This is a genomic window from Bradyrhizobium sp. UFLA06-06, from assembly GCF_054820065.1.
In genome coordinates this window covers 126,629-148,608 of the sequence record NZ_JADFUD010000017.1, presented here as the reverse complement: position 1 = coordinate 148,608, position 21,980 = coordinate 126,629, and the positions used below count along the sequence as shown (strand labels likewise).

The following is a 21,980-nucleotide window of genomic DNA, read 5'->3' as shown; positions in this document are numbered from 1 at the left end:
ACGGGCAGATGCAGCGTATGGAGATCAGGTACGTCCCCCGGTACGTAGATGGACGATATTTGATTGCGTTCGGAAACTACCCTTCGACGCGACAGCAATCCAGTCATCACGACGGCACAATGCACGGGCACGTCGCCTTGCCGTGCGATGCGGTCGCCGTCTCCAAACGTTTTGATGATATGAGGCAGCTGTTCGAGCCGGACCTTATCCTGCTCGGACAACTCAACGACGGACAGCAAACGCGCGATTAGCTTGCGGTGCGGCATCAGACACTCCCTCCTTCGCAGGCGGGAGCACGAGAGTGTTCTCTCAGTCACCAGCGCCCACAGAAAAGGCCTTAGCCGATGATGCACAAGCAACGCCAGAAATGGAACTAAGTTCCCGCTCCGATGAACCATCAGTTGCGTGTTTGCACCGCGAGAAAGTAGGATTTCTCGCTGTAACAAATTGATACAGAAAGTGCGCTCCGCCGGGCGCAAGATTCACTTCGGTTATTTCGGGAACCCAACTTTGCCAACATTCTCAATGGCATGGGCAGGTGATTTTCATTTCCTATTTTTACAGCCCTAAAATGACGACCGCTGCGTCCTGGCGGACAGCGGTTCGGCAATCAGTCTAGGCCCCAGCCAGTCCCCTCGCTGGGGCCTTTTTTTGGAACAGGGGGCGACCGGCGCGGTTCTAGTCTCGCTTTGATGAGGAGTGGGACGACCCCTCGGCCTCAGTGCTCTTCCCGGGCGCTGGGGCCGCCGTTTTTTGCAGTTTGAGGTTAGCTCACTTTGTTGCGGCTGATCGCGAAGGAAAAGCGGACGGTCATAACGGGGCCGGCGTCGTCCCGAACCTCGATCTCCATTTGCTCAGCGCCGCTACCACTGAGGGTCGCTACGGCATCGCGGGCCATGCCTCCTAAAGATCGCGCAGCCTCGTCCTGTGCCGCGTCCAGATCCCGAAGATCTAGGCCTTCCTCGTCAGGGGTTGTTCCGTTGCCATCTTTTAAATCGAAGTAATACCGAGGCATTGAGCGCGCCCATTCATTTCCGAATATTTCAAAGCGAAATTCGGAGGCGCGTTCCTAGTGGCCCGCTTTTTGAAATGCGAGCGGCCTGTCTGGGGAGCACAGGAACAGTTTCTCGTTCGGCGGTTGGATCATTGGCGGGTCGCACTGCCCCGCGGCATTAGGACAGCGACGGAAGCCGAGCGCCAGCGACGTGCCCGCCCGCTCGGCTGCCGCTGAATGAGGCTAACAGCCCATCCTTCCGGGATTTCGTCCAGCACGCGATCGACCGCTTCGTCGGGCGAGGTCGCGGCGAGCCAGATTCGGATCTCGCCCTCATCGGTCGTCACACGGACTAGATGAACCTCGGTCGCCTATTGCATGAGCAATAAAAGCGGAATCGAGAGAGTCGTTTCAACGTTCTTCGCTTAAGTTAAGCCTGGAACCGCGATTAGGGCGCTATCCCTGACATGCCTACTTTAATGCGGACGCGAAGGCCGTAGCGCAAACTCCCTGTATGTTCAGGCTCGGTCACCACGACGGCGTCGAGTGCAGCTTCATGGCGTTGGCGGCGATATCGTTCGTAGCGCTCATCGCAGGCATAGGCGCCCTGTTGATCGGCTGAGCCTGTCATCTCATGGATTGATCCAACCGCCTTGGCCTCAGCGTGTACCCCCTCGCTGAGGCCTTTTTCACAAGGTGCTAAGCGGATTGGCGGGCTCTTCATCACGGTGGCTAGGGAACCAGTTTTGACCCAGGTTAGTTGAGGGGCATGCCCGATGCCGAGGGCTTTGAAAAACTGTTCGCCCGCGCCGCTGCAGAAGACTTAACGCTGCGCAACTGAGGGCGCTAGAAGCAGCCGAACGGGGCGAGGTGATGCGGAATGTTCCGGCCTATACCGTCACCGGTCCTGCCGGTAGCAAGGCGATCTGGCGCATGTTCAGGGAAGGATTAATTGCCGATGGGCCGCGCCGCGCTAGAGGGAAAGCCAGTATCCCTATGGTGCGGACGGACGAAGGCCGGATGTTGCTCTTGGCTGCAAGATCGCGCTCATCGTCAATTTAGCTGGCCTCTCGCTGAGGCCGTTTCTTTGGGTTAGCGAGGCCCGCATGGAGCTGGTGGAAGGGGTCGTCGCAATCGTGGGGGTGCTCAGCGCGGCGGCCGCGGTTGGGACCGCATATTGGTATGTCATGTCAGAACGGCAGAGGCGATAGGCCCAGTGGCTCTTGGTCAGGCGAACAGGTCTTTGCCTGGCTGAAGCATCCTCACGAACGTCCCGCTCTCGTGGTACTCGAGCCAGCCTTTGCCGATCGCGTGCTGTAGCCCAGCCCAATACTCAGCCGGCGTCGCCTTGTCCTGGTAGAGCATCGGATAGTTGATCTTCTCGATGTAGATCCGGCCATCCTGAATCGGCTCGAAGGCGCGGGCGTGCTCCATGATCCGACGTGCGGCTTTCTCGGCGTCAGAGTAGGGGCGATCACCCACGTCTTTCAATTCTCACCTTGGGCTGATTGGGCAGCACGTGGGTTATTCTCCATCCGTTATAGTCGTAAATCCCAACCCAGTGATGAACAAGCTTTCCGCACTGCCAGCAATTGAAGGTGCCGGATGCATTGGTATGGGTTGCGCTGCGCTCCTGGCTCGCTGAGTAGACGATGCCGCAGCCGATGCAGGTGAAATGAACGGTGACGGGAGGCGTCATAATGCCTCCTAACAATCGAAGCCAGTCAGCGTTCCTCCGATCGGCAAAACCGCCCTTGCTCTTCGGAGGAGCTTTCAAGATCAGAGGAGCCCCTAAATGGCCACTGGCCTGCGGAAGAGGAATGGCGACCGTGGAGCATGACACCGACGAAGAGTGCCGCGAACGGTTCCTCTTCGAGTGCTTCAATTGCGGAGACTGCCTGCCGATGGAAGAAGAAAGTTCGCACAATACAAGCTGATAGCCTGAGTGAGATATTCGAACTACATCGCTGTTGCCCAGGTACCGGATTTAGAAGACGGCGGCTCCATCATTAACGAAGGAGCCCATCATGGCACGAGCGACGATCTCTCTGGTTTCCGTTCAGAAGCCGACCGCTAATACGCCGGTTCTTCAGCGGCGCAATAAGTTCACTGCCAGCATCGAGCAGCAGATCACCAAGATCGGGCTGTTCCGGGAAGGAAAGCGCATCTCCCGCGAGCAGTTCTGGGTCGATGGTGCTGGTGCAATTTTCTTCCAGCTCCGGTATGGGAAGCAGCCGCTGGAGCTGGAGAAGGGCAAGAGCACCCTGAAGGCGTCGACGTTTGACGATCTCGTCGAGCAGCTTGACCAGATCAAGACGATCGCCGTCGCTGGTGGCCTGGACGAGGCTTTGTCTGCCTGCGCCAATGCGGTGCGGTCCAACTTCAAGACGGCGAAGGACAAGAAAGCCAGCAGAGGCTAATTCGATCCTACTTTAGGCGTGGAGGTGCTCTGTCTCGTCACCCGCGAGACAGTAGTGCCGTTTCTGGGCTGCATTTCGCTAGTTCTTTCTACCCGGCTTTTTAGTAGGACGCTGAAGGAAATCGGCCGGCTCGGCTTGAAGCACGGTCGATAGCTTCACCAGGATTTCAAGACCAACCCAGGTTGATCCTTTCTCCAACTTGCTGATGTAGGTCCGATTCACATCGGCCTCATACGCCAGCGATTCCTGCGAGAATCCTCGTTCCCGCCTGATCCTCCGCAAGTTAGCCGCAACCACCTGGCGCCAATCCATAGGCCGAAATGATCAGGCTGCTGCTTATTGACCCACCGCTTTAAATCGACAAAATGGAAGCTTTGATTGAGGAATTGCCTGATGCCACAGGGAATTTGGACGCGAGAGAACAAGCCGCGTTTGGAGTTTGACCGTGCCTGGAAATGGCTATTGCTTCCGGGAGTGGTCATTCAGTGGTTTCTTTACACATTTCCGAGTGGCAGCTTTGCCAAGGTTGTGACGGACACGCGCGTCGCCCGCAGCCCGCTAATGACCTATGTTATCAGCGCCAGCTTCTACATCCTCGCGGTGCCCTTAATCCTTTTGCTTCTGTTCAGCATAGTCTTTGCTCGGTGAAGTATGGCGAAGAAGCCTCCCCAAGAGCCGCTGGGCTGTACGATTGCCACCATTGTCATATTAGGGCTCGCATATTCGCTGCCCTACATCTTTACCGCCAGTTTCTACGCCTTTCCGATCTTCCTCGGGTTTCTCTTGATGCTTTCGGGCTGGCGAGGCCCGCCCACTTCCGAGCTTATAGACGAGGCTCAAATCACCGCAGCGACGCACGATCTCGAAAATGCGAAGAGGTCGCTGCTCGATGAGATTGCCAGGCTCAAGAGTGCCGGCATCAGAGAAGGCGTACGCTACCTTAGAGCAGAAGATCGCTTCGAGATGAGGTCCCGCAGGGGTCAGGAGCTGAACCAAGGGCTCACAAATGCCAGGTCGTTGCTGGCTGATGTTGTTGATCGAATCGAATTGACGCAGCATCCCGAACATCGCAGCGACCATGCAGGGCGTTTGGCCATGCGATCTTGGAGACTAGGAAGGGCATACCGCCTGGCGTTCATAGCTGCACTGTTGGGTTTCGTCGCTTCCTCCACTGTTTTCGACGTTTATGTCTACTACGGAGGTGGCTCCGACTTGCTTGTCTGGAATCCGTTTCCGCAGCTCATAGGGCGTCACGTTCAGTTGGGCTCTATCGTTGGATGGGTACTCGGCTTAGCGACTCTCTCGGTCGCTAAACGTCGGAATCGAATCATTGAAGAGCGCGAGAGCGACGTCGCCGATCTCGATGTTGACGCCCTGAACGATCCTGTTGGATCACAAGCAGGGGATCAGAATGGAATCGAGAATCGAAACCAAGAGGCCGACGATCCCTACTCTGTTCTAAACGTCTCGCGGCAAGCTACCATTAGCGAGATTAAAGCGGCCTATAGGCTTGCAATAGTCAAGTGCCATCCCGACACCGTTGCCGACCGCAGCAGGTCAATCCGCGAAGCTGCCGAAGCAGAGGCCCAACGCGTCAACGCAGCGTACGACGCAATTCGAAACGAGCATGGCTTTGGCTAATCGGTCTGTTCGGGTGAGCCCAACAGAAGGCCAGACCGATGTGCCTGGAATGACGGTCTGATCAGAAACGTCGGCTATTCGAAGTACACCGTAGTTGCCCGACCCGATGCTGACGTATTCCGACAGGGCGCCTTGGATGTCAGCGTTAAAATGGCGCTCGGCGGACCCTTTGGCCAGAAAATTTCGGTACGCGGCCTTGAACTCCGTAGATCCTGATAGCTAACCGCCAGAAAACCTCGTCACGGTGGGAGACGTGAACGCGCAAGATGGCGGCGATGATCGTCAATACGAACGCAATGAACGTCTTAGATATCGAAACGCCGAATGCTGCCCGTCCTGCAAACGTCGGGCATAGAAGGCGATCTCAACGACGGTTAGCATGTTGCTGCGGCCCAATTGGGAGGCCTGAATGGCAAGGAAGGCAAAGAAGCAGACCGCGCGCGGTCGCAAGCAGGACCGGGCGCGCGTCGCCGGTGGGCAGGATTACGAGGTGAGCTATGAGGCGAGGAAGACCGGCAAGTCGGCCGCATCGGTGAAGAAGGCCGTCAAGAAGGTCGGCACCAGCCGGAAGCGGGTTGAGCGTCGGCTTGTATCGGCGATGAAAAAGTCGTTAGGAACGGCACCTTCGAAGCGTCGTTTGCAATGCGTCGCTCGCGGCAGAGCGGCAAGGACGAGTGGAGCGTGCCCCGGCTCTTGCCCCCGCTTCCTGGCAGGATTCACACAGGTTATTTTCGGACCGGGGCGTCGTTTGAGATAATCCAAACAACGGGCATGTAATTTTCATTTCCTATTTCTTCAGCCCTAGTACGACGACTGCTGCTTCTCGGCGGACAGCGGTTCGGCGATCCAGCTCGGCCCCAGCATGATCCGGATGCTGGGGCCCTTTTTTGAATAGGAACGACGAGCGTGCATGGGCATTGGTCGCCCTGTTCGGTGCCGCACCGCTACCGGCACCGAGACGCCCAGCTCCAGACTGGCCCCAGGATTTGCACCTCGCTGGGGCCGTTTCTGGTTAGGCGGCACGCCACTGCCGGTCCCTGGTCGCCCCCTAAAATAGGAACTTAACGGCCGAATGCTGGTTTCGGGGTCAGGGTAATCATGGCAACTCGGCCTCGGCGCTGGGGCTGTCTTTGCTAAGGGGGCGAAATCCTATAGGAACAAATCCAAGATCGCGCTTGTTGATGCAAATCACCGACAACTATACCGGGCGCCGGTGGCAGAGAGACCGGTTTGCGCTCCCGCCTTTGAGGGATCGGGAGCGTGCCATGTGCGAAAAGTGCGTCGAACTAAATGGCAAGATCGCGCACTTGAAGGCGCTGTCTGTACACATCACCGATGAGCAAACCTTGGAAGGGGTGGCTGTTCTGACCAAGCGTTATGAGGCCCTGAAGCTCGAGCTACACCCCGGCAAGGACTAATTGCGCAGTCAGCTGAACCTTTCTTCAAGACGATCGCAGTCGCCGGCGGCTTGGACGCAGCCCTCTCAGCCTGCGCCAACGCGGTGCGGACGAACTTTAAGACGGCGAAGGACAAGAAGGCAGGCAAGGGCTAGCTCATTCAGAGTAGCCGAATGTCAAGGACTGTACCTCACTCCCACTACCCGATCATTGCGGCGCTCTGTTTGATTTCAGCCGACATTCGCAGCATGATTCGACTAGGTCCGCTTGCCCACGCCAGTGGAAAAGGTCTCATGTGCACGCACCGGGGTGCAGGCCGTGAGTACGAGCGCAAACCGGCTGCACTGCCAGTCAGCGCCGAGCGCGGCGGTGGTGGGTGATGTCAGGTTGACCGACAGTAATGCCGCTACGCAGGCAAGCGTCACGTACGCCGCGATCAGCACCGCTCCCTTGTGGGTCCTTGGGTGGGAAATCATGGACTTGGCTCCTGTACGATGGCCGGAAGATTAAGGGGCAGGCTCCAGAGTCCTTGTGATCTGATTCACGTCCCGACCCACATTTTTCGCTGGTGGCCCGAAGGCGTGCGCGATTGCTGGCACTGAATCAGCGCTGCAGCCGGACTCGCGCACCGGAGCGAACAGCATCTTTAGTCGATCAACCTCCTCGGCACCGGCGAGTAACGCGGGCGGAATGTCAACGCCGAGCGCCCTGGCTGTGGCCAGTTCAAACCTGGTTGGCTGCTCGACGGCCTTCGCGTGCGGCGGCTGCCTCGGTTTGATCTTGATCAAATTCAGCAGCGTCGCCGCGCCGATCATCACCAGGACGCCACCAACACTGAGCGCGATCTGCATCGTCAGCCCCTCGGAGATGTCGAGCAGCGCCAGCTGGCTAGCGAGCGTCAGCAGTACGCCGAGGCAGTAGATTGGCAGCGAGTTCTGGCCGCAGCGAATGGCGCCACGCATCACCGGCGTCGTCAGCCCTTGCCAATCGCGAGGCACGAACGATACGAACAAAACCGCAAGGGCCAAGAAATGCAGCAGTCGCAAAGGGGCGAGATTCGATTTGTCCATCGGGTAAAGCAGAGCCTGCGGGACCAGTACTTCCAACGGTTTGATGCTCCAGCTCAACGCGATGATGAGGCTGAACACCAGATAGACAACGGCAGGTACAAGCGCGGCGCGTGAGGTCACCCACGGTCGGAATCTCTTGCCCTCGACGATCCACCACGCGCCAAGCACAAGCGGCAGCTGCCAGGCCAGCGGATTGAAGAACCAGTGGCCGTTCGGCCATGCCGGGATGGTCCAGCCGAAGACGTGCACCAGTGCATAAAGCAGCAGCGACGCGCCGAGCGTTGCGTTCGGCGCTCGCAGCAGCAGCCACAGCAGCGGCGCGAACAAAAGGTGATAAAGCACGAAGAGCGGCAAGATGTCGGTATTGACGGGGCGGTATTGCAGGATCGCCGCGTGCGCGAGCGTCATGCCCGGCTCTTCCAACAGAATGCGCGTATTGCTCTCGTCGGCAAAATGACCGCTGCCTGCGAGGTGAACCATGATGGCGCAGGCGAGCGTGAGCAGCAGAAATGCGACATAAATATCCCAGCTTCGCCACAGCGTCCGGCCGATCACGCCGGTCCAGCCCCCGCTCTGCCGTGCCTTGCCGTAGGCCAGCGCGCAGGTCAGACCCGAAAGAAACATGAATACTTCCGCGGCATCGCTGAAGCCGTAGTTGCGCAGTGTCAGCCAGCTCCCGATGTTGTTGGGGACATGGTCAAGAAAAATGCACCAGAGCGCGATGCCGCGGCAGGTATCAATGCGCAGATCGCGGCCGTAGCCTTTCAGCTCCGGCAGCGCGGCTACCAATGGCTTCGGGGTGGCAGTTCGATCATGCATCTGATTGCCCCGTCCGGCGTGCGAGCGCGCCTCAAGAAGGACCGAATTTGAAAAACGGCCGGGTCGTAACAACGGCGCAGTCTCGAGTTGCTTCACGCCGAGCCCGGCCACGAAAGCTATTGCGATAACGATCGTATGGCGGCGCTTGATGGAACCTCCTGGCGCGCGAGGCTGTCCGTTGACGATCGTAGTTCAACGGCACAGCGTGTAAACCAGCCGGAGGTCCACAGTGAGAGGTCCTAGGTCCTATGATCAAGGTACCGTAAAGATCTCGGTATCGATCACCGCTGCGCACCGGCGTAGGAGACTCTCAGTCCCACAACTCTCGTGGTCCGCACTCGCTCTTTCGTTGCCCTACTGTGAGGTGATTACAATTACAGCGCACAACGGCACTCGGCTCCTACCTTGAGTGCCTGATGGCGAACCGCTGGCTGGGCTAAAGATAGAGGACGGACGGTTTCGGGAGCCAGTCTTTCGCCAGCTTCTTCCTCGCCAAAGACCCGAAGGCGGGTGTATGATTTTTTCAATTGGATCTCCGTGCAATGGGATGACGGAGAGCTTTTTATGAAGGTTCTTATTGTCGACGATCATGCATTAATTCGCGAGGCGCTGCACGCTGTCGTGAAACAACTGAAGCGAGAGGCCGTCATATTTGAAGCTTCGAGCGGCCGTCAGGCCCTGCACATAGTCGAGGAACATCCCGACATCAACCTCATTTTGCTTGATATCAATTTGCCTGATCGAGATGGCTTCGCTGTCCTCCGCGAACTGCGTGACCGCTATGCGACCATTGCTATCATCATTCTCTCGTCCTCGGATGATCAAGATACAGTCAAGCGGGCTTTCAGACTTGGCGCTCTGGGTTTCATCCCGAAAACTACCGAACGTGAGGTCATGCTCAACGCCATCAAGTTAGTGTTCTCCGGCGGAATTTACATTCCCTCGGAGATTCTTGAGAAAACAACGTCTCCGCGGCTTACAAATAAGCTAGCGACGCGCGACTCTCCCAAGGGTCTCGGGTTGACCGATCGGCAGATTGAAGTGCTTGCGCTCCTGATGAAGGGAAAAACCAACAAGATCATTGCCAGGACTCTCAATATGGCAGTGCCGACAGTGAAGAACCACATCACGGTCGTTCTCAAGGCGCTCAACGTAACGAGCCGCACCGAAGCGATAGTAAAAGTAGGAAAAATGGGCTGGGAATTGTCGCCGAAATCTGACTCATAACGTCGCCCCGGTGTCTCTCCTGTCGTCATGATCCCTAAAGAACTCGTGCATGACAGCGCGGAGCCGCATTGGGTCGACAGGCTTGTGCAGCAAAATGTACCCTCTATCCTTGGCTTCGCGTAATGGTTCGGCTGCCGTATCGCCGCTGATGAGGATGGCTGGAATTGATGAGCCAAACACTGCATTAATTTGTTCAATTGCTCGGATCCCGGTCTTTCCGCCCGCAAGATGATAATCCGAGATTATAAGATCGGGGCGTTGTTGGCACTCAGCAAGTCGGATAAGTGCGCCTTCGTCGGATCCGGCGGTCAGGACGGAGTATCCCCATTTGCCAAGTAATCCGCCCGTTTCCTCCAGCACAATTGGAGCATCGGCAATAACAAGGATTACCCTGCCTTCGACCGCAAAGACTGCGGGGCGAGGTGAGTCGACGGGCTCGGTGGACGTGACGCATTCATCGGCAACTGGAACCAGGATTGCGAATCGCGAACCTCGGCCCACAGTCGAAGCTAAGTCGATTTGATGGTTGAGAAGTACGCGCAGCCTGTCGACAATAGCCAGGCCAAGCCCCAGGCCGCCGTACCGGTTCCGTTCTGGGCCAGGAAGCTGAAAAAACTCGCCAAAGATATTCTGTTTCTGATCCTCAGGAATGCCGGGACCGCTATCCCATACTTCAATACGCAATATTTCACTGCGGCGACGACATCCGACGAGGATCCCGCCCCGCAATGTATAGCGCACAGCGTTGGATACCAGATTGAGCAGTATGCGTTCGAGCAGCATCGCGTCGCTCCGCACCCAGGCGTCACTTCGCCTAACGCGTAGACGCAAGCCTTTTTCTCGCGTTGCTTGATCAAACCTGGTCTCAATTGTTTGCAACAGGCGCGCGATCGGGAATTCGGTAATTGTGGGTGTAAAGATTCCAGCATCGAGCCTGGAAATATCCAGGAGCGAATTGAACATTTCATCCATTTCTTTGCACGTTGCATCGATCCGCTCGATCGTCTTTGCCCTTTCCCACGATTTGAGCGGCGTGCGCAGCTGTGCAACGAACAGGCCTAGTGCATGTAATGGCTGCCGCAAATCATGGCTTGCCATGGCAAGAAAGTGCGATTTTGCTGCATTGGCGCGTTCCAGCTCTTGCGTACGCTCTGCGACCTTCCGTTCGAGTTCGATCTGCGAGCGGCGCAGACTTTCCTCCGCTTTCTTGCGCACCTCGACGTCGGCACTCAGCAACAAGCTTGGAACGGTAATGCTGATCAAGAACATCAACACCAGCAGAAATGAAACGTTGATGTCCGCGGTCGTGAACGGGCCGCCGCCCGTGAGCGTCCCCCAAATCGTGATACCCGCAAGCACCAGCGCAACCGTTGCGGTGTCACGTGGACCGCGGCGCAGCGCCGCCCACAACATTGGCAGGATCGCAAGGAAACCCAGTGGATTTCGGCTCGGCGTTTGCTCGATCAGGGGGCTGAAAGCAATGAGTCCAACAGCCGCCGCTGTTGCGAGGACGCAGACGGTCTCTAAAAATTCATCGCGGTTGAAAGCATGGTAATGGCTTGACGCCCAAAGCACGATAACGGGGGCAATGACCAGCGCGCCGGTCACATCTCCCAGCCACCATGTGACCCAGGCGTTCGCGAAATTCGTCCGTTCGATGTACCCGGCGGTTGCCAAGCTGGTCAGTCCAATGCTGGCGCTGATCGGTGTTGCGATCACGAAGCAAATCAGAGCAAACTTCGCGACGGAGTTTGGCGTCGAAAAAGTATTACATCCGCTCGACCATCGATTGATCAGGTAAGCGCCAACAACCGCTTCAAGAGAGTTTCCGGTCGCAATCGCAATTGCGGTGGCAACCGAGCCGGCGGTCGTCGCATTGGCTATCGCCGCTGCCACGAAAATTGCGGGCGAAGTCCGATATCCCCACAACAGCACCGCCGCCAGCGCGACACCCGTCGGTGGCCAAATTGGCGTTGCATTGGGATGAATAGAGGCGAGAGCAAGGCCGCCTTTTGCCAAGGCGAAATAGGTCACTCCAATTGCGACCAGGCCGCCGGCATGGCCAAAGCTTCGGCGGAACTTTATCTCCGGCGTCAGTGATCGTGGATCGGACATCGTCGGCGCCTGGATCAGGCAGTTGGATCGTCCATCATGGCTGACCTATTGATCTCCTTGATAAAGATCAAAGATCGCTACTTTTACTGCCGACAGGCTGGAGCATCTAAAGTGCACCAACTTTTCGGAGCTAAGCGACCTGTCGCTGACTCTGATAGAATCAACGTCGCCCCCACAACCCCGGCGGCCCACCGCAATTGCCCTGCATAATCGCAATTCGGGTTCGTTGAGGAAACTACCCATTTCGAGCTAGCAGAACGCGCAGCTGGTAGTAAGCCTTTGCCCTGCGAAGTCCGAAATGGGTCTTGGTCGTGTAAAAACACCCTTCCCCTGGAGGGCGGTGGGAAGCCAGGACGGTTTGGTCTCAGGCCGCGATCGCGGCCATCAGTGGCTTGGTCCCGACGATGTTCATGACCCGTGTCAGATTATAGGCCAGGACCGAGAGAGCCATCCCGGCGGCTACTTTTGGAAGCGTTTTGGTGAGGAAGTGTGTCGCTCCCATGCGGGCCTTCATGGTGCCCGAACGGATGCTCGACAGTCTCGCGACGCACGCGCATGGCTTGTGCGTTTGCATCGAGGCGCTGCTGCACGGCTTCGAGCAGATGCTCATGCTCCCAACGTGGAAGCCGTCGCTCCGGCCCTGTCGTGCATCGCGATTTGAGCGAACAATTTTGACGGGCTGTGGTCCAGTAGCGCCTTAACCGCTTGCCATCTTCCTCGTTCGTAAAGCGATACGGCAGTTGCTCCCCAGCCGGACAGCGATAGGCGTCCTCCTCCGGCAAATAGACAAAGTCCTGCTTGCCGAAGCGGCCATCTGACTTGGCACCCGACGTCTGCGGCTTGGGCAGAGTTACGGTGATGCCGGCCTCATGGCACGCGAGGATCTCCAGGCTGCTGAAGTAGCCGCGATCGGCAACGGCCTCGGGCGTCTCGATCTTAAGAACAGTCTTCGCCTGCTTGGCCACATTGGCCAATTGAGCCCGATCCGAGCCGCTGTTCGTCACCTCATGCGTCACAATCAGATGGTGCTCGGTATCGACGGCGACCTGCACATTGTAGCCAACGACGCCGGAACCGCGCCCGCTCGTCGCCATCGAGCGGCTGTCGGGATCGGTCAGCGAGATCTGCTGGTCAGCCGAAGCAAGCATCTGCTTCTCGTAAGCGGCAAGCTTGCCCATTTCCTCCTTCAGCTTCGTCAGTTTTTCGGTAAGCCTCGTCACCTTCGCGGCCAGTGCCGTCGGCTCTTGCCGGTCGGCCGTGTCAAGTTGGCTCAGATAGTGCGAGACGCTCTCTTCCGGTTGGGCACGCCGCCGTTCCACCTTCGCCCGTGTGAAGTTCTTGTCGCGGTTGTTCACGGCTTTGAACTTGCTGCCATCACTCGCCGTCGCGAGAAGGCCCATCTCACGACAGAGTTCGACGAAGCGCGCACATACCCTGCGCAGCGCCAGGCCATTGTCCTTTCGGAAGTCCGCGATCGTCTTGTGATCTGGTGCGAGCCGACCCAGCAGCCACATGACCGCGACATTGCGTCCGGCCTCTCGTTCGAGCCGCCGGCTCGCCTGAACCCGGTTCAGATAGCCATAAATGTAAAGCTTGAGGAGAACCGAGGGGTGGTACGATGGCCGACCAGTAGCCGCTGGCTCCACCCCCTCAAATCTCATCTCGGCCAAATCGAGCGCATCGACAAACACGTCGATCACGCGAACAGGGTTACTCTCGTCAATGAAATCATCGAGGCACTCGGGCAATAGCGTCCACTGCCCACGATCCGCCTGATTAACGAAGCGCCTCATCTGCTTCCCCCGCAGATCACGAGGGAATCATAGCAAAGCAGCAGCGTTTTCACACAGCCAGGGTCAAAATCGGAAGTGTCTCCGCCGTGGTGGCGTGTCCGTTCTACCCTCGAAAGCAGAAATGGAATTCGGAAAGCGCGGACGGTGGCCACCGTGTACCAGCAGTAAGCATCGGCAAACGAAATCATGTAAGCTCGTCAAACATAAACGCTGGTTTATGATTGGCAAGTACGTGCCCTTAGAACTGCCATCTCTTGCTCAGGATTTCGGCCACGACGCTTGCGGACAGAAAACAGCACGCGCTGTGTAGTCTATCATCTTTTGCGATATCACAGAAATCTGCGACGGCCTTAATAAAGAGATAGGACGGTTTGATCACCCTTGTAGACGTACACGCATAGAAAAATGCGTACGCCTCCATATCAACACCGAGCATCTTATCGTTCAGCTGCTCGATACGGCTGATTATCGCGGTGTTGGACACTACCGCCGAACCACTGGCTATCGGACCCAGCTTGAACGAAACGTTGCTTATCTCGCCGCTCGAAAGCGCACTTGCTTTACCTATCACGGCATCGCTGTTACTCAACTTGGACTGGACTAGTGCTCGAGCAACATGATGAGCCTTCGTGTCTCGTATATTGATCGGCTCAGGTCTTGGAAAGAATTTGGCATTCTCGCCTTCTCCTTTCCACTTACCGCTATCCCAGTCGAAGACGCTTTCGGCGATGATCACATCGCCGGCTTGTGTCTTGGTCGAAAAGCCTCCGCAAAATCCGGACATAAGGAACAGAGATGGCCTAAACTGCGTCAAAAGAGCTTGAGAGGCTGAGGCGGCCGATGCTTGTCCAGCTCTTCCTACGGAGAAAATCACTCCGCGCCGAATCGAGCCCTGCATATCTGTGAACAGGAATTCCTTCGCTCCTGGCCAACGGGACAGCTCACTTAGTTCGAAGATGTCTGCGTAAGGTGCACTTTCTTCATCCAGGGCCGTGATGATCGCGACGTCGTAGTCATGCTGCTGATAGATGCTTAATAGACGTGAACGAGCTGCCTTTCGCGCGAACGAAATTCGATCCTTCAACCTGGCTAGCCAATCTTCACCTTCGGTTTCCTCGATAATTGCTAAAAGATGGGCCCCTATGCGCGTGTCTATTTTCTCTAAAGCCACCTTATCTTTCGTGACACCGATAAGGTCTCCAGGCACGTTTAGCGTCTCCCCCTCAAAGAGTTCAACGAGGAGATTTTCTGCGACTGTATAGTCCGCTGACGACTTTGACTTAATGTACGGAAGGGTAAGATCGAGTATGACAAAGTCGTATAACGTGCTTCGAAGAGCCTCTCGGCTCGCCACGCCGTCCTCCACTATCGTAATGACGTTCTCGCCAGGCAACAGCTCTTCAAGAATAGCTTTGATTGTCTGAGCGACTTCCGGCCTGTCATGCGCGACGAGCGTCTTCATAGTAAGCCCTCCACGAGCGCTCGCAGATGTTCTGCCCAACCAGGCGCACCATAACGGATGCAGCCCAGCAGATTAGCGCCGATCAATGATCTTCCCTGGCTCTCCAGGTCCTGGAGTGTATGAGAATCGCTAACTTCATCATCCGAAGACGATCGCACGAAGTAGTCATAGCCCGTTACAATGACCGTCGGACTTTCCTTCTCCAGAAGGTACATCTGCTCAAGAATATCAAGCCCACCAAGATTGGCGTGGCCTTCCCGCATAGTGCTACCGGACCCTGGGGCGATATCCATTGATATGTCCAATATGATCAATAACCAACCTGATTGCTTCACAAGATCTGCTGCGTCTACAACCGTCTTTGCTCGAACGAGCTCGATCGAACCATTTGTGGTTGCTTCGAGAACCTCAACGACGTCCTTGTACTTGTGATCGACGTCTTCAACGATTAGCACTCGCCGTTGATCAACCATTAGCCGCTCGCTGGAGCAAATGGGACGAACACATGGAAGGCTCCTCTTCGCTGAAAGACGCGAACCTCCACGGCGCGGCGAATAATAGACGCTGACAGAGCGGCCACAATCTTCAGCCCGGATTTGCCGGCTTTGAGCATTGGCTCGTTAACCGATGTTGGTTCTGCTACATAGGTATCAGCCCGCACCTCCCCTCCGCTTCTTAAGGAAGAGAAGACCAACCCCCTCACGTCGCCACTCTTGAATTGATGGATACGTATTCGCACCTCGGGTCGATTGCTGTATTTGAGAGCATTCATAGTGAGCTCGCACCAAAGATCGAAAGCGGATCTCAACATCTCCGGTGGCACAATTTCCTCGTTCCAGTCGCTTGCCTCAAATGAAATTATCAGGCGGCCAGCGGCGACTTCGTCGTGAAATCTACCCTCAACCGCCATTTTCAATTCCGGATATACTAGACGCTCTCTTCGCGGAGTCCTCGGCGCCTCAAACCAAGAACGCAATTCGCCTGCCTTGCTCATGATCAGCGCTTCAGCGGTGCCGTGGACGCGATCAAGTGCCGTCGCGCTCAATCCCTCATCTTTTAGGACAGATTTAGCGGTCTGAACTGCACTTCTTAGCGCGGGCTGTAGTTCACCCAGGAGCTTTGCCTTAGCGACAAGAAGCAGGCTCTCAAGTCGATCCCGGAGCCACTGAACGACAAGACTGACAACTTCCTCTAAGCTCGATGTATTTTGCAGTCGCGTTACGAAGTTTGCCATTTCCGCCTGATCCGGCAAGAACTCAAAGAGGCCCCGTTGTATTTTCGCTTTTTTCGTATGCATGTATGCATCGATCCAGCTCTGCAAAGCAGCATAGACGTGTGATTCTATGACGGACAGGCAGCGATCACGTTCGTAATCCGCGACCCCTTGCAGCCTCGTTCGGCGTAAGCCTGACAGCGCAACGGCGAATTCTCGCCGCAAGTTGTCATGCCGTATGCGAATAGCAAGGATAGATTCAATACCGTAGGAGGGGTGAGATAGAAACGCATCTACAATGCGACAGACCGTTTGAACAAGAGGCCACTCTCTGTTTTTGAACTCATATGTTCGTACTTCTTTATTTCGGTACACATGAGCTGCCGTTGTGCGTGCGTCTGAAAGCAATGGCAGCTCATTGTACGTCTTGTTAACGGCCAAGTAGGTTTTGAATTCGTCGGCTACGTTTGCTAATACATCCGCACTGAAAATTTCCCATGGTAATTCAAATTGAGCCGTTCCGACGGAGATAAATGTCAATGCCGTCGTCAGCGTCCTTTGTTCGTAAGCAAATTGCTCAGCAGTCATAATGTCGTCGTTGAAGCCACAGGCGGCTGCACAAAGCTCCAACGCATTCAATCGTTCCGATAGTGCCGCTGTATAGTTAGCTTCCAACCGCATCTTTAAAATCATCGACGGGGTCAGGAAGAAGCGAACAAAGGCAACTGCATCCGCCTCGTATTCGCGCATGAGGAGCGCCACCAAACCGCTCAGGCGACTTCCCTCACATACCAAAGGGTTGAGGGCAAGCATGAGGGGATTTGGCTCACGCTGTCGCTGCTCCATGGCTCGCATCAACAGAACATAGATGCCATCGACTTGGCCTTGGAATGGCTTGATCCGGAGCGCCTTGATTACGCTATCTATCCAGGACCAATCAATGCCGGAGAGGAACCGACTGTTTCCTGACAAAGGGATTTGGCTTCTTACCTGCGCCATCCAATCCGAGATCTTCATCGACCTTTCAGGTAGTCGGAGATGCCAATGCAATCTCTTGATCCACCAGCGTGTGTTGAGGTCAACATTCTGCATAGCAGCGTCGGTTGCCTTTTCCGCGCCTACGTGAGTCAAAATGAAGCCCATTTGAAGCGCGGTGGCGCCCCTTGGCGAGGAAAGCACATACGGCGATACTGATCCAAAAAGGTTCAGATGCCTCATCAACTGAAGGTATTCGTCTTGCGTGTTTCGGCGTTCGACCATGTAGAGGGAGGTCAGGAGCACGCCAAGCAAGCGGCCGGCTTCGGAGAAGCCGTATCGTCGTGCTATCGCAACAACGTCTGTGAAGTCCGACTGTGTGGGATATTGATGCCATCGCATCCGCGCCAGAAACTCATAGACCCCATCGGGCACCGATCGAGGCAACGATGCGTCGAGACTCAAGAATGCTTCGAAAAAGTCTGCCTGCACCTTATCGAGTCGTAGGTTCGAAGATATCGGTAGATCGATCGAATTAAGTTCGAAATGCCATGTGTGACGTTCGGCGAATTGCAAGATTGTTTTTAGCCTTTGTGCTCCAATCGAGCCATACAGCTGCTTGGCCGCTTCGATTTCCAGCTCATCCAGCGGTCGCCCTTGAGCTATTGTCGATTCCAGGTGGGCGGTGATAATTTGCAAAGCATCAAATGGATGACAAAGCAAAGCCGCATAGCACTTGAATGCTAGCGTCGCCCTAGAATCGGAATCGTCTGCTATAAGAAGTTTTACCAACTCGAGTTCAGTTCGCCTCTGCTCCTGGCTAGGAAACGTTTGACCGAGGACTTGGTCAAACGTCTCTTTGGCAGGCAGATTGATAGAATAAAATATTAGCGGATACAGAAAGCGCTGACGTACCCAGTCGGAGTGGGGCTGTTTCGCAAAATAGTCTGCAATCGTCCCGTGCCGATCGGCGTTCAAGGCGCAATTCAGTTTGAATATAAAAAGGGATTGCTTGTCGATAGGTCTAACCGAGTCGAGAGATTTCGAAATCTCTAAGGCTTCAAGGCTCAATAGCTTTTTGGAAATATGTTTCTCTAGCTCAATCAGCCGCAGTACCGCTGCACTGTTTGTAGTTACGTATCGAACGACCAGTTGCAGGTACGCTTTGCGTATCGACCTCCTGTCTTCTGCAGCCAAGCGTTGCAGTATGCCCCAATCTCGGTCCAGCATTGGGAGCGCGTGTAGGGGGGAGGATACTTCATCGTATTGTTGAGGACTGGAAAACAGTGAAAAAAACGTAGTGCTTAAATAATCTGTCAGTGGCGTTACCAGTGTTCCGGCGCTTTCAGTTAAAAGCGTGAAGACTCGCCACCTAAGGTGGCGATAATTTTCGCCGCCGCGAGCCAGATTTCGTAGTCTATTAGCATTCGTATTTTTGGGCATGAATCGTCCGAAGTGGAACCAGCCCACCTTCTTACAACCTGCGGTTATCCAGTCAAAGGTCGACTATAGTTCGTGAGCTCATTGTGCATTGCAGGGTGAGCTTATCCGGTGAGGTATTGGAATCGGAACGCAACTATCGATTCAGCATCGATGTCGCGTATGAATGCCGGCCTTGTCCAAGCTCTTTGCACGTTCGTAGCCGCCTTCTGATTGGCATGCGCGTCATTGTTCGACCGTTGTCTTGACCGATAGATTTGGAGACCGGGCTCTTTTGAACTTCAAAAGGGGCGCCTGTGAACAAGTTCATTGCCTATTTCCGTGTTTCTACGGAAAGGCAGGGCAAATCTGGGCTCGGCTTGGCCGCTCAGCATCATAGGATCAGCGAGTTCGTCGCAGGAGCCGGAATGCTCATCGCTGAGTTTTGCGACGTTCAGTCAGGTCGAGATGATTCGCGCGTGGAGTTGCAACGGGCGATACAGCTGGCCAAACGCGAGAACGCAAAAATCGTTATCGCTCGTCTCGACCGCTTCTCCCGCCGCGTCAGCTTCATCGCCAGCATTCTCGAGCAAGGGATCGGGCTTGTCTGCGCTGAGATGCCCAACGCAACGGACTTCCAGCTTCATATCTTTGCAGCGCTCGCCCAGGAGGAACGTCGGCTGATCTCCGAACGAACGAAAGCAGCTTTGGCCGAGGCGAAACGTCGAGGGAAGATTCTTGGATTGAATGGTCGGTATTTGGCTGCGAAGAACCGCAGAGCTGCTGACGAATTTGCATCCCAACTCAGGGCGAAATTGGATGCGGATATATTGCGGCGTTCGTACAGCGAGATCGCGCGGCACCTGAATGAAGCGGGAATTACGACGACGACCGGGCGGAAGTTCTACCCGCAGACTGTCAAGAATTACGTCAAGCGGTTCGAATGATAAAGTTTGACTACGTTGTTTCAGCTCGATTGCGAGCCAATTGATTTAATGCGCTGACCGGAAAATATCTTCGTGCAATTCTGGTCTCACATTCTCCTTACACCCCTAAGCAATCTGCGGTTTCACATCTAGTTGGCCATCGAAGAGGCTGCCCCCTTCCTTAGCATCAAAACGCAATTCACGCATGGATAGGTGGAGGCTGTCAAAGCCTGCTGGTGACCGGGCGTCATGTCTACTAGACAGATGTTGGTTCCGAGCCGTTACAGCTCATGTCACTTCCTTCCGCACATTGCCTTGACATAAGCGAAGATGCCCCGATGCTTTTCGATGCCCTCTGACCAAGGCTGGGGGATTGCTCGCTTTTGATAGACGCGATCAAGATTCTCCAACTGACCGAACAACGTTCTTCGATTGTAATCCGAATAATTAAAACGAGAGCGCACTGCCGCTTGTTCGAATTGCTGTCGCCAGCTTGGTTGCTCGATGATCATCTCCAGGCAATAACTGTATACTCCCCACAGGACCGCTATAACGTCGTCGACTTCGAAGTCATCGGACTTTATCACCGCCTGCATGGGACTCAAATCTCGCCCAACGAAGAACGGCTTCATTGATCCTGAATTTAGAAGCCAATTCGCCGCTCTATAAACTTCCAATCCCAAAGACCGAAAAAACACCAATCCGCAAAAATCGACGAACAAATATTTGGCTCCAGCTAGGACCAAGCCCCTTGTATATAGGCTGTCACGAACAAGCTCCGCATCTTGCTCCTCCTTGTTCAGCTTATCCAGCTTAAGTCGCTTAACGCTGTCATCTCGGTTTTGTTTGCGTGTGGGCGTCAAACCGTCCGCGATCTCACGCAACAGCTCCGACAGTAGCAATGCCTGCGGGCTCGGGGCTTGTTGATCTGCCTCTGATCGAACGCTGGGATCGTTGAAAGCGAAGTTGTAATCGTAGCCATGCTTAGCAACGCGCTGCTTGAATACGAGATCGTAGAACTTTTCGTCGCTGAAGATATCCCTCTTGTTATGAATTGCCTCGTTCGAAAAGCCGATGAAAGATAACCACGCTTGCGCAAGTTCCAAGTTGTCAACGTTCCGAACGCCACCCGCACGTCCTTCAATCTTGAAGTCGGCAACTCGTTTCCCTTTTAACGAGCCCCAGAGCTTTGAATCGCTTTGGAACGCCTTCCAAGCACCTTCCTTGCGCTCATAAAACCAATTCATGTCCGCAAACAGCGATTCAAAATAAATCTGCTCCTGCTCATTCGATCGAAGATTGCGCGGCTGCATCGGATTCTGATTGTTTGTCGACTTCACCAGCTCCTTATAATCAGCCACGGCCTCGCGGGTGTGCAGTCGAACAAGAACCTCGCAGTCTTTCTCAAAGTGAGCCTTTTCCGAGTCACTGAGCTCATCAAATGCATCGTGAATCGACTTCACGGTCTGTAAGCCGTTGATAACCCCGGGTTGAACTATTCGTATGATGGGAGCCTGCCGATTTACTTTCTGAAAACTCGAGCAGATCAACGTAATGCCGTTGTTCAAATGCTTGAACTCTCGTCGCCCCCTTGAATGCTTCACGGATTCTCGGATTTTCTCGTTTACTTTTGAGCGCCTAAGCTCGCATCGCACGTTCGGTTCAAAAAGCTGATAGCCAAACCGATCGAAAGCGGAAACGAGATCGTACGCTTTCGTGAAAAAGACTGCCGACTTTGCCGAGGAGATCATTTCACCGCATACTTGTAGTTCGACCTTATCATCTCGCTCGCCGTTTGCTGTCCGCCAATCTGTGTTGGATTCGCGCCACCGTTCTGCAATGAGCTCATCGATAAAAATTGGAAAGGTCGATATGTGAATCGCTTGATTCGACCAAGTGATGTTTATTGGCGTACTAAATCGCGAGTACTCCTCGGCAGCTTGTTTGGTGAGGCCGTTCGCGAGGCAGCAGAAGAATATTGTGACTTCAAACGGCGACTCTTTGGCGGTCGGGCTGGCGCTGTAGCGGTGGATGGCAACGCCGATTTCCTTGATAAACTCTTGTACTTTTTTGCTTGCTTCTTTTGGCACCTCGTTTAGGTGCTCCAGCAACTTCCGTATGCGAGGCAAGTCGGCCAAGTATGAACTATCTGCCAGCAGCTCTGAATTTAGGCCCGCCGTGAAATCGTGACTCTTGAACTGAAATATCGTTGCCGCTTTTTCCTCGACGATCCAATAATCTACACCGAAATCGCCCCGACCATCGGACCAGGTCCCTGATCCTGGCTCGTACCCAAGAATGTCTAGGGCGATCTGACTGAAAGCCTTGTCGAACGTTAGTTCGTCCTCATCGGCCCTGCGATTGAGGAGGAACCCGAGTTGATCAGTCAAGTTTTTGCGCAACGAGGCGGGATATTTTTGCTGCTTCGCGCTCATCATTAAGCCCCAGCTAATTGCAAGACTTCAGTTCGGTGAGAGCGCCTCTTTGCTGGCCGGGAGTTGTTTACGAG

Annotated in this window: 17 protein-coding genes and 3 pseudogenes; 7 read left to right on the top strand and 13 right to left on the bottom strand. The window is 55.0% G+C overall.

All coding sequences use genetic code 11. The annotated features are described in order from the left end of the window. From IF803_RS17245 to IF803_RS17230, 4 genes and pseudogenes are all read right to left on the bottom strand, one after another. Nucleotides 1-266: pseudogene (locus IF803_RS17245) on the bottom strand (Crp/Fnr family transcriptional regulator); the annotation flags it as partial. A gap of 500 nt (nucleotides 267-766) precedes the next feature. Further along, a complete protein-coding gene (locus IF803_RS17240; RefSeq protein WP_028344455.1) occupies nucleotides 767-1,015 on the bottom strand; it encodes a DUF6894 family protein in 249 nt (82 codons plus the stop codon). Nucleotides 1,016-2,221: 1,206 nt separating this feature from the next. Next, nucleotides 2,222-2,476 carry a hypothetical protein gene (locus IF803_RS17235; protein WP_346657174.1) on the bottom strand — a complete coding sequence of 85 codons (255 nt, stop codon included), beginning with the start codon at nucleotides 2,474-2,476 and terminating at the stop codon, nucleotides 2,222-2,224. Then, nucleotides 2,469-2,693 carry a hypothetical protein gene (locus IF803_RS17230; protein WP_461192891.1) on the bottom strand — a complete coding sequence of 75 codons (225 nt, stop codon included), beginning with the start codon at nucleotides 2,691-2,693 and terminating at the stop codon, nucleotides 2,469-2,471. The genes IF803_RS17235 and IF803_RS17230 overlap by 8 nt, the downstream gene beginning before the upstream one ends. 328 nt (nucleotides 2,694-3,021) lie before the next feature. Between IF803_RS17230 and IF803_RS17225 the strand changes: the two genes are divergently transcribed. Then, nucleotides 3,022-3,414: a hypothetical protein gene (locus IF803_RS17225; RefSeq protein WP_461192890.1), complete on the top strand. Its 393-nt coding sequence runs from the start codon at nucleotides 3,022-3,024 to the stop codon at nucleotides 3,412-3,414. A 78-nt stretch (nucleotides 3,415-3,492) separates the two neighbouring features. On the opposite strand, the gene IF803_RS17220 is transcribed toward IF803_RS17225, so the two are convergent. Next, the gene (locus tag IF803_RS17220; RefSeq protein WP_461192889.1) at nucleotides 3,493-3,726 is read right to left on the bottom strand and encodes a helix-turn-helix domain-containing protein; all 234 of its coding nucleotides are present in this window, start codon (nucleotides 3,724-3,726) and stop codon (nucleotides 3,493-3,495) included. An 81-nt stretch (nucleotides 3,727-3,807) separates the two neighbouring features. Here IF803_RS17220 and IF803_RS17215 point away from each other — a divergent pair, with 81 nt between their 5' ends. The 4 genes and pseudogenes from IF803_RS17215 (at nucleotide 3,808) to IF803_RS17200 (ending at nucleotide 6,473) form a co-directional block, all read left to right on the top strand. Continuing rightward, the gene (locus IF803_RS17215; protein WP_461192888.1) at nucleotides 3,808-4,062 is read left to right on the top strand and encodes a hypothetical protein; all 255 of its coding nucleotides are present in this window, start codon (nucleotides 3,808-3,810) and stop codon (nucleotides 4,060-4,062) included. A 3-nt stretch (nucleotides 4,063-4,065) separates the two neighbouring features. Further along, nucleotides 4,066-5,055: a J domain-containing protein gene (locus tag IF803_RS17210; protein ID WP_461192887.1), complete on the top strand. Its 990-nt coding sequence runs from the start codon at nucleotides 4,066-4,068 to the stop codon at nucleotides 5,053-5,055. A 409-nt stretch (nucleotides 5,056-5,464) separates the two neighbouring features. Further along, nucleotides 5,465-5,644: pseudogene (locus tag IF803_RS17205) on the top strand (DUF3606 domain-containing protein); the annotation flags it as partial. 592 nt (nucleotides 5,645-6,236) lie between these two features. Then, entirely contained in the window at nucleotides 6,237-6,473 is a 237-nt protein-coding gene (locus IF803_RS17200; protein ID WP_461192886.1) for a hypothetical protein, read from the top strand. Between the two features lie 236 nt (nucleotides 6,474-6,709). Here the strand turns inward: IF803_RS17200 and IF803_RS17195 are convergent, their stop codons facing one another. Together IF803_RS17195 and IF803_RS17190 are read right to left on the bottom strand one after the other, a co-directional pair. Next, nucleotides 6,710-6,928 carry a hypothetical protein gene (locus IF803_RS17195; protein WP_461192885.1) on the bottom strand — a complete coding sequence of 73 codons (219 nt, stop codon included), beginning with the start codon at nucleotides 6,926-6,928 and terminating at the stop codon, nucleotides 6,710-6,712. A 30-nt stretch (nucleotides 6,929-6,958) separates the two neighbouring features. Continuing rightward, nucleotides 6,959-8,452 carry an OpgC domain-containing protein gene (locus IF803_RS17190; RefSeq protein WP_461192884.1) on the bottom strand — a complete coding sequence of 498 codons (1,494 nt, stop codon included), beginning with the start codon at nucleotides 8,450-8,452 and terminating at the stop codon, nucleotides 6,959-6,961. 453 nt (nucleotides 8,453-8,905) lie between these two features. On the opposite strand from IF803_RS17190, the gene IF803_RS17185 reads away from it, so the two are divergent. Next, nucleotides 8,906-9,568: a response regulator gene (locus IF803_RS17185; protein ID WP_461192883.1), complete on the top strand. Its 663-nt coding sequence runs from the start codon at nucleotides 8,906-8,908 to the stop codon at nucleotides 9,566-9,568. Here the strand turns inward: IF803_RS17185 and IF803_RS17180 are convergent. The 5 genes and pseudogenes from IF803_RS17180 to IF803_RS17160 form a co-directional block, all read right to left on the bottom strand. Continuing rightward, complete coding sequence (locus IF803_RS17180; RefSeq protein WP_461192882.1) at nucleotides 9,563-11,683, bottom strand: MASE1 domain-containing protein; 2,121 nt, start codon at nucleotides 11,681-11,683, stop codon at nucleotides 9,563-9,565. The two genes, IF803_RS17185 and IF803_RS17180, sit on opposite strands and share 6 nt — an antisense overlap. 364 nt (nucleotides 11,684-12,047) lie before the next feature. Beyond that, nucleotides 12,048-13,476, bottom strand: a pseudogene (locus IF803_RS17175) (IS1182 family transposase). Between the two features lie 238 nt (nucleotides 13,477-13,714). Further along, complete coding sequence (locus tag IF803_RS17170) at nucleotides 13,715-14,938, bottom strand: 5'-methylthioadenosine/S-adenosylhomocysteine nucleosidase family protein (RefSeq protein WP_461192881.1); 1,224 nt, start codon at nucleotides 14,936-14,938, stop codon at nucleotides 13,715-13,717. Beyond that, a complete protein-coding gene (locus IF803_RS17165; protein ID WP_461192880.1) occupies nucleotides 14,935-15,411 on the bottom strand; it encodes a hypothetical protein in 477 nt (158 codons plus the stop codon). The genes IF803_RS17170 and IF803_RS17165 overlap by 4 nt, the downstream gene beginning before the upstream one ends. After that, nucleotides 15,411-18,569 (bottom strand): hypothetical protein, encoded by a 3,159-nt coding sequence (locus tag IF803_RS17160; RefSeq protein WP_461192879.1) that lies wholly within the window; start codon nucleotides 18,567-18,569, stop codon nucleotides 15,411-15,413. The genes IF803_RS17165 and IF803_RS17160 overlap by 1 nt, the downstream gene beginning before the upstream one ends. Nucleotides 18,570-18,862: 293 nt before the next feature. On the opposite strand from IF803_RS17160, the gene IF803_RS17155 reads away from it, so the two are divergent. Next, entirely contained in the window at nucleotides 18,863-19,492 is a 630-nt protein-coding gene (locus IF803_RS17155; RefSeq protein ID WP_461192878.1) for a recombinase family protein, read from the top strand. A gap of 272 nt (nucleotides 19,493-19,764) precedes the next feature. Here the strand turns inward: IF803_RS17155 and IF803_RS17150 are convergent, their stop codons facing one another. Next, nucleotides 19,765-21,909, bottom strand: coding sequence for an AIPR family protein (locus IF803_RS17150; RefSeq protein WP_461192877.1), 2,145 nt, complete (start codon nucleotides 21,907-21,909; stop codon nucleotides 19,765-19,767). Between the last annotated feature and the right edge of the window lie 71 nt (nucleotides 21,910-21,980).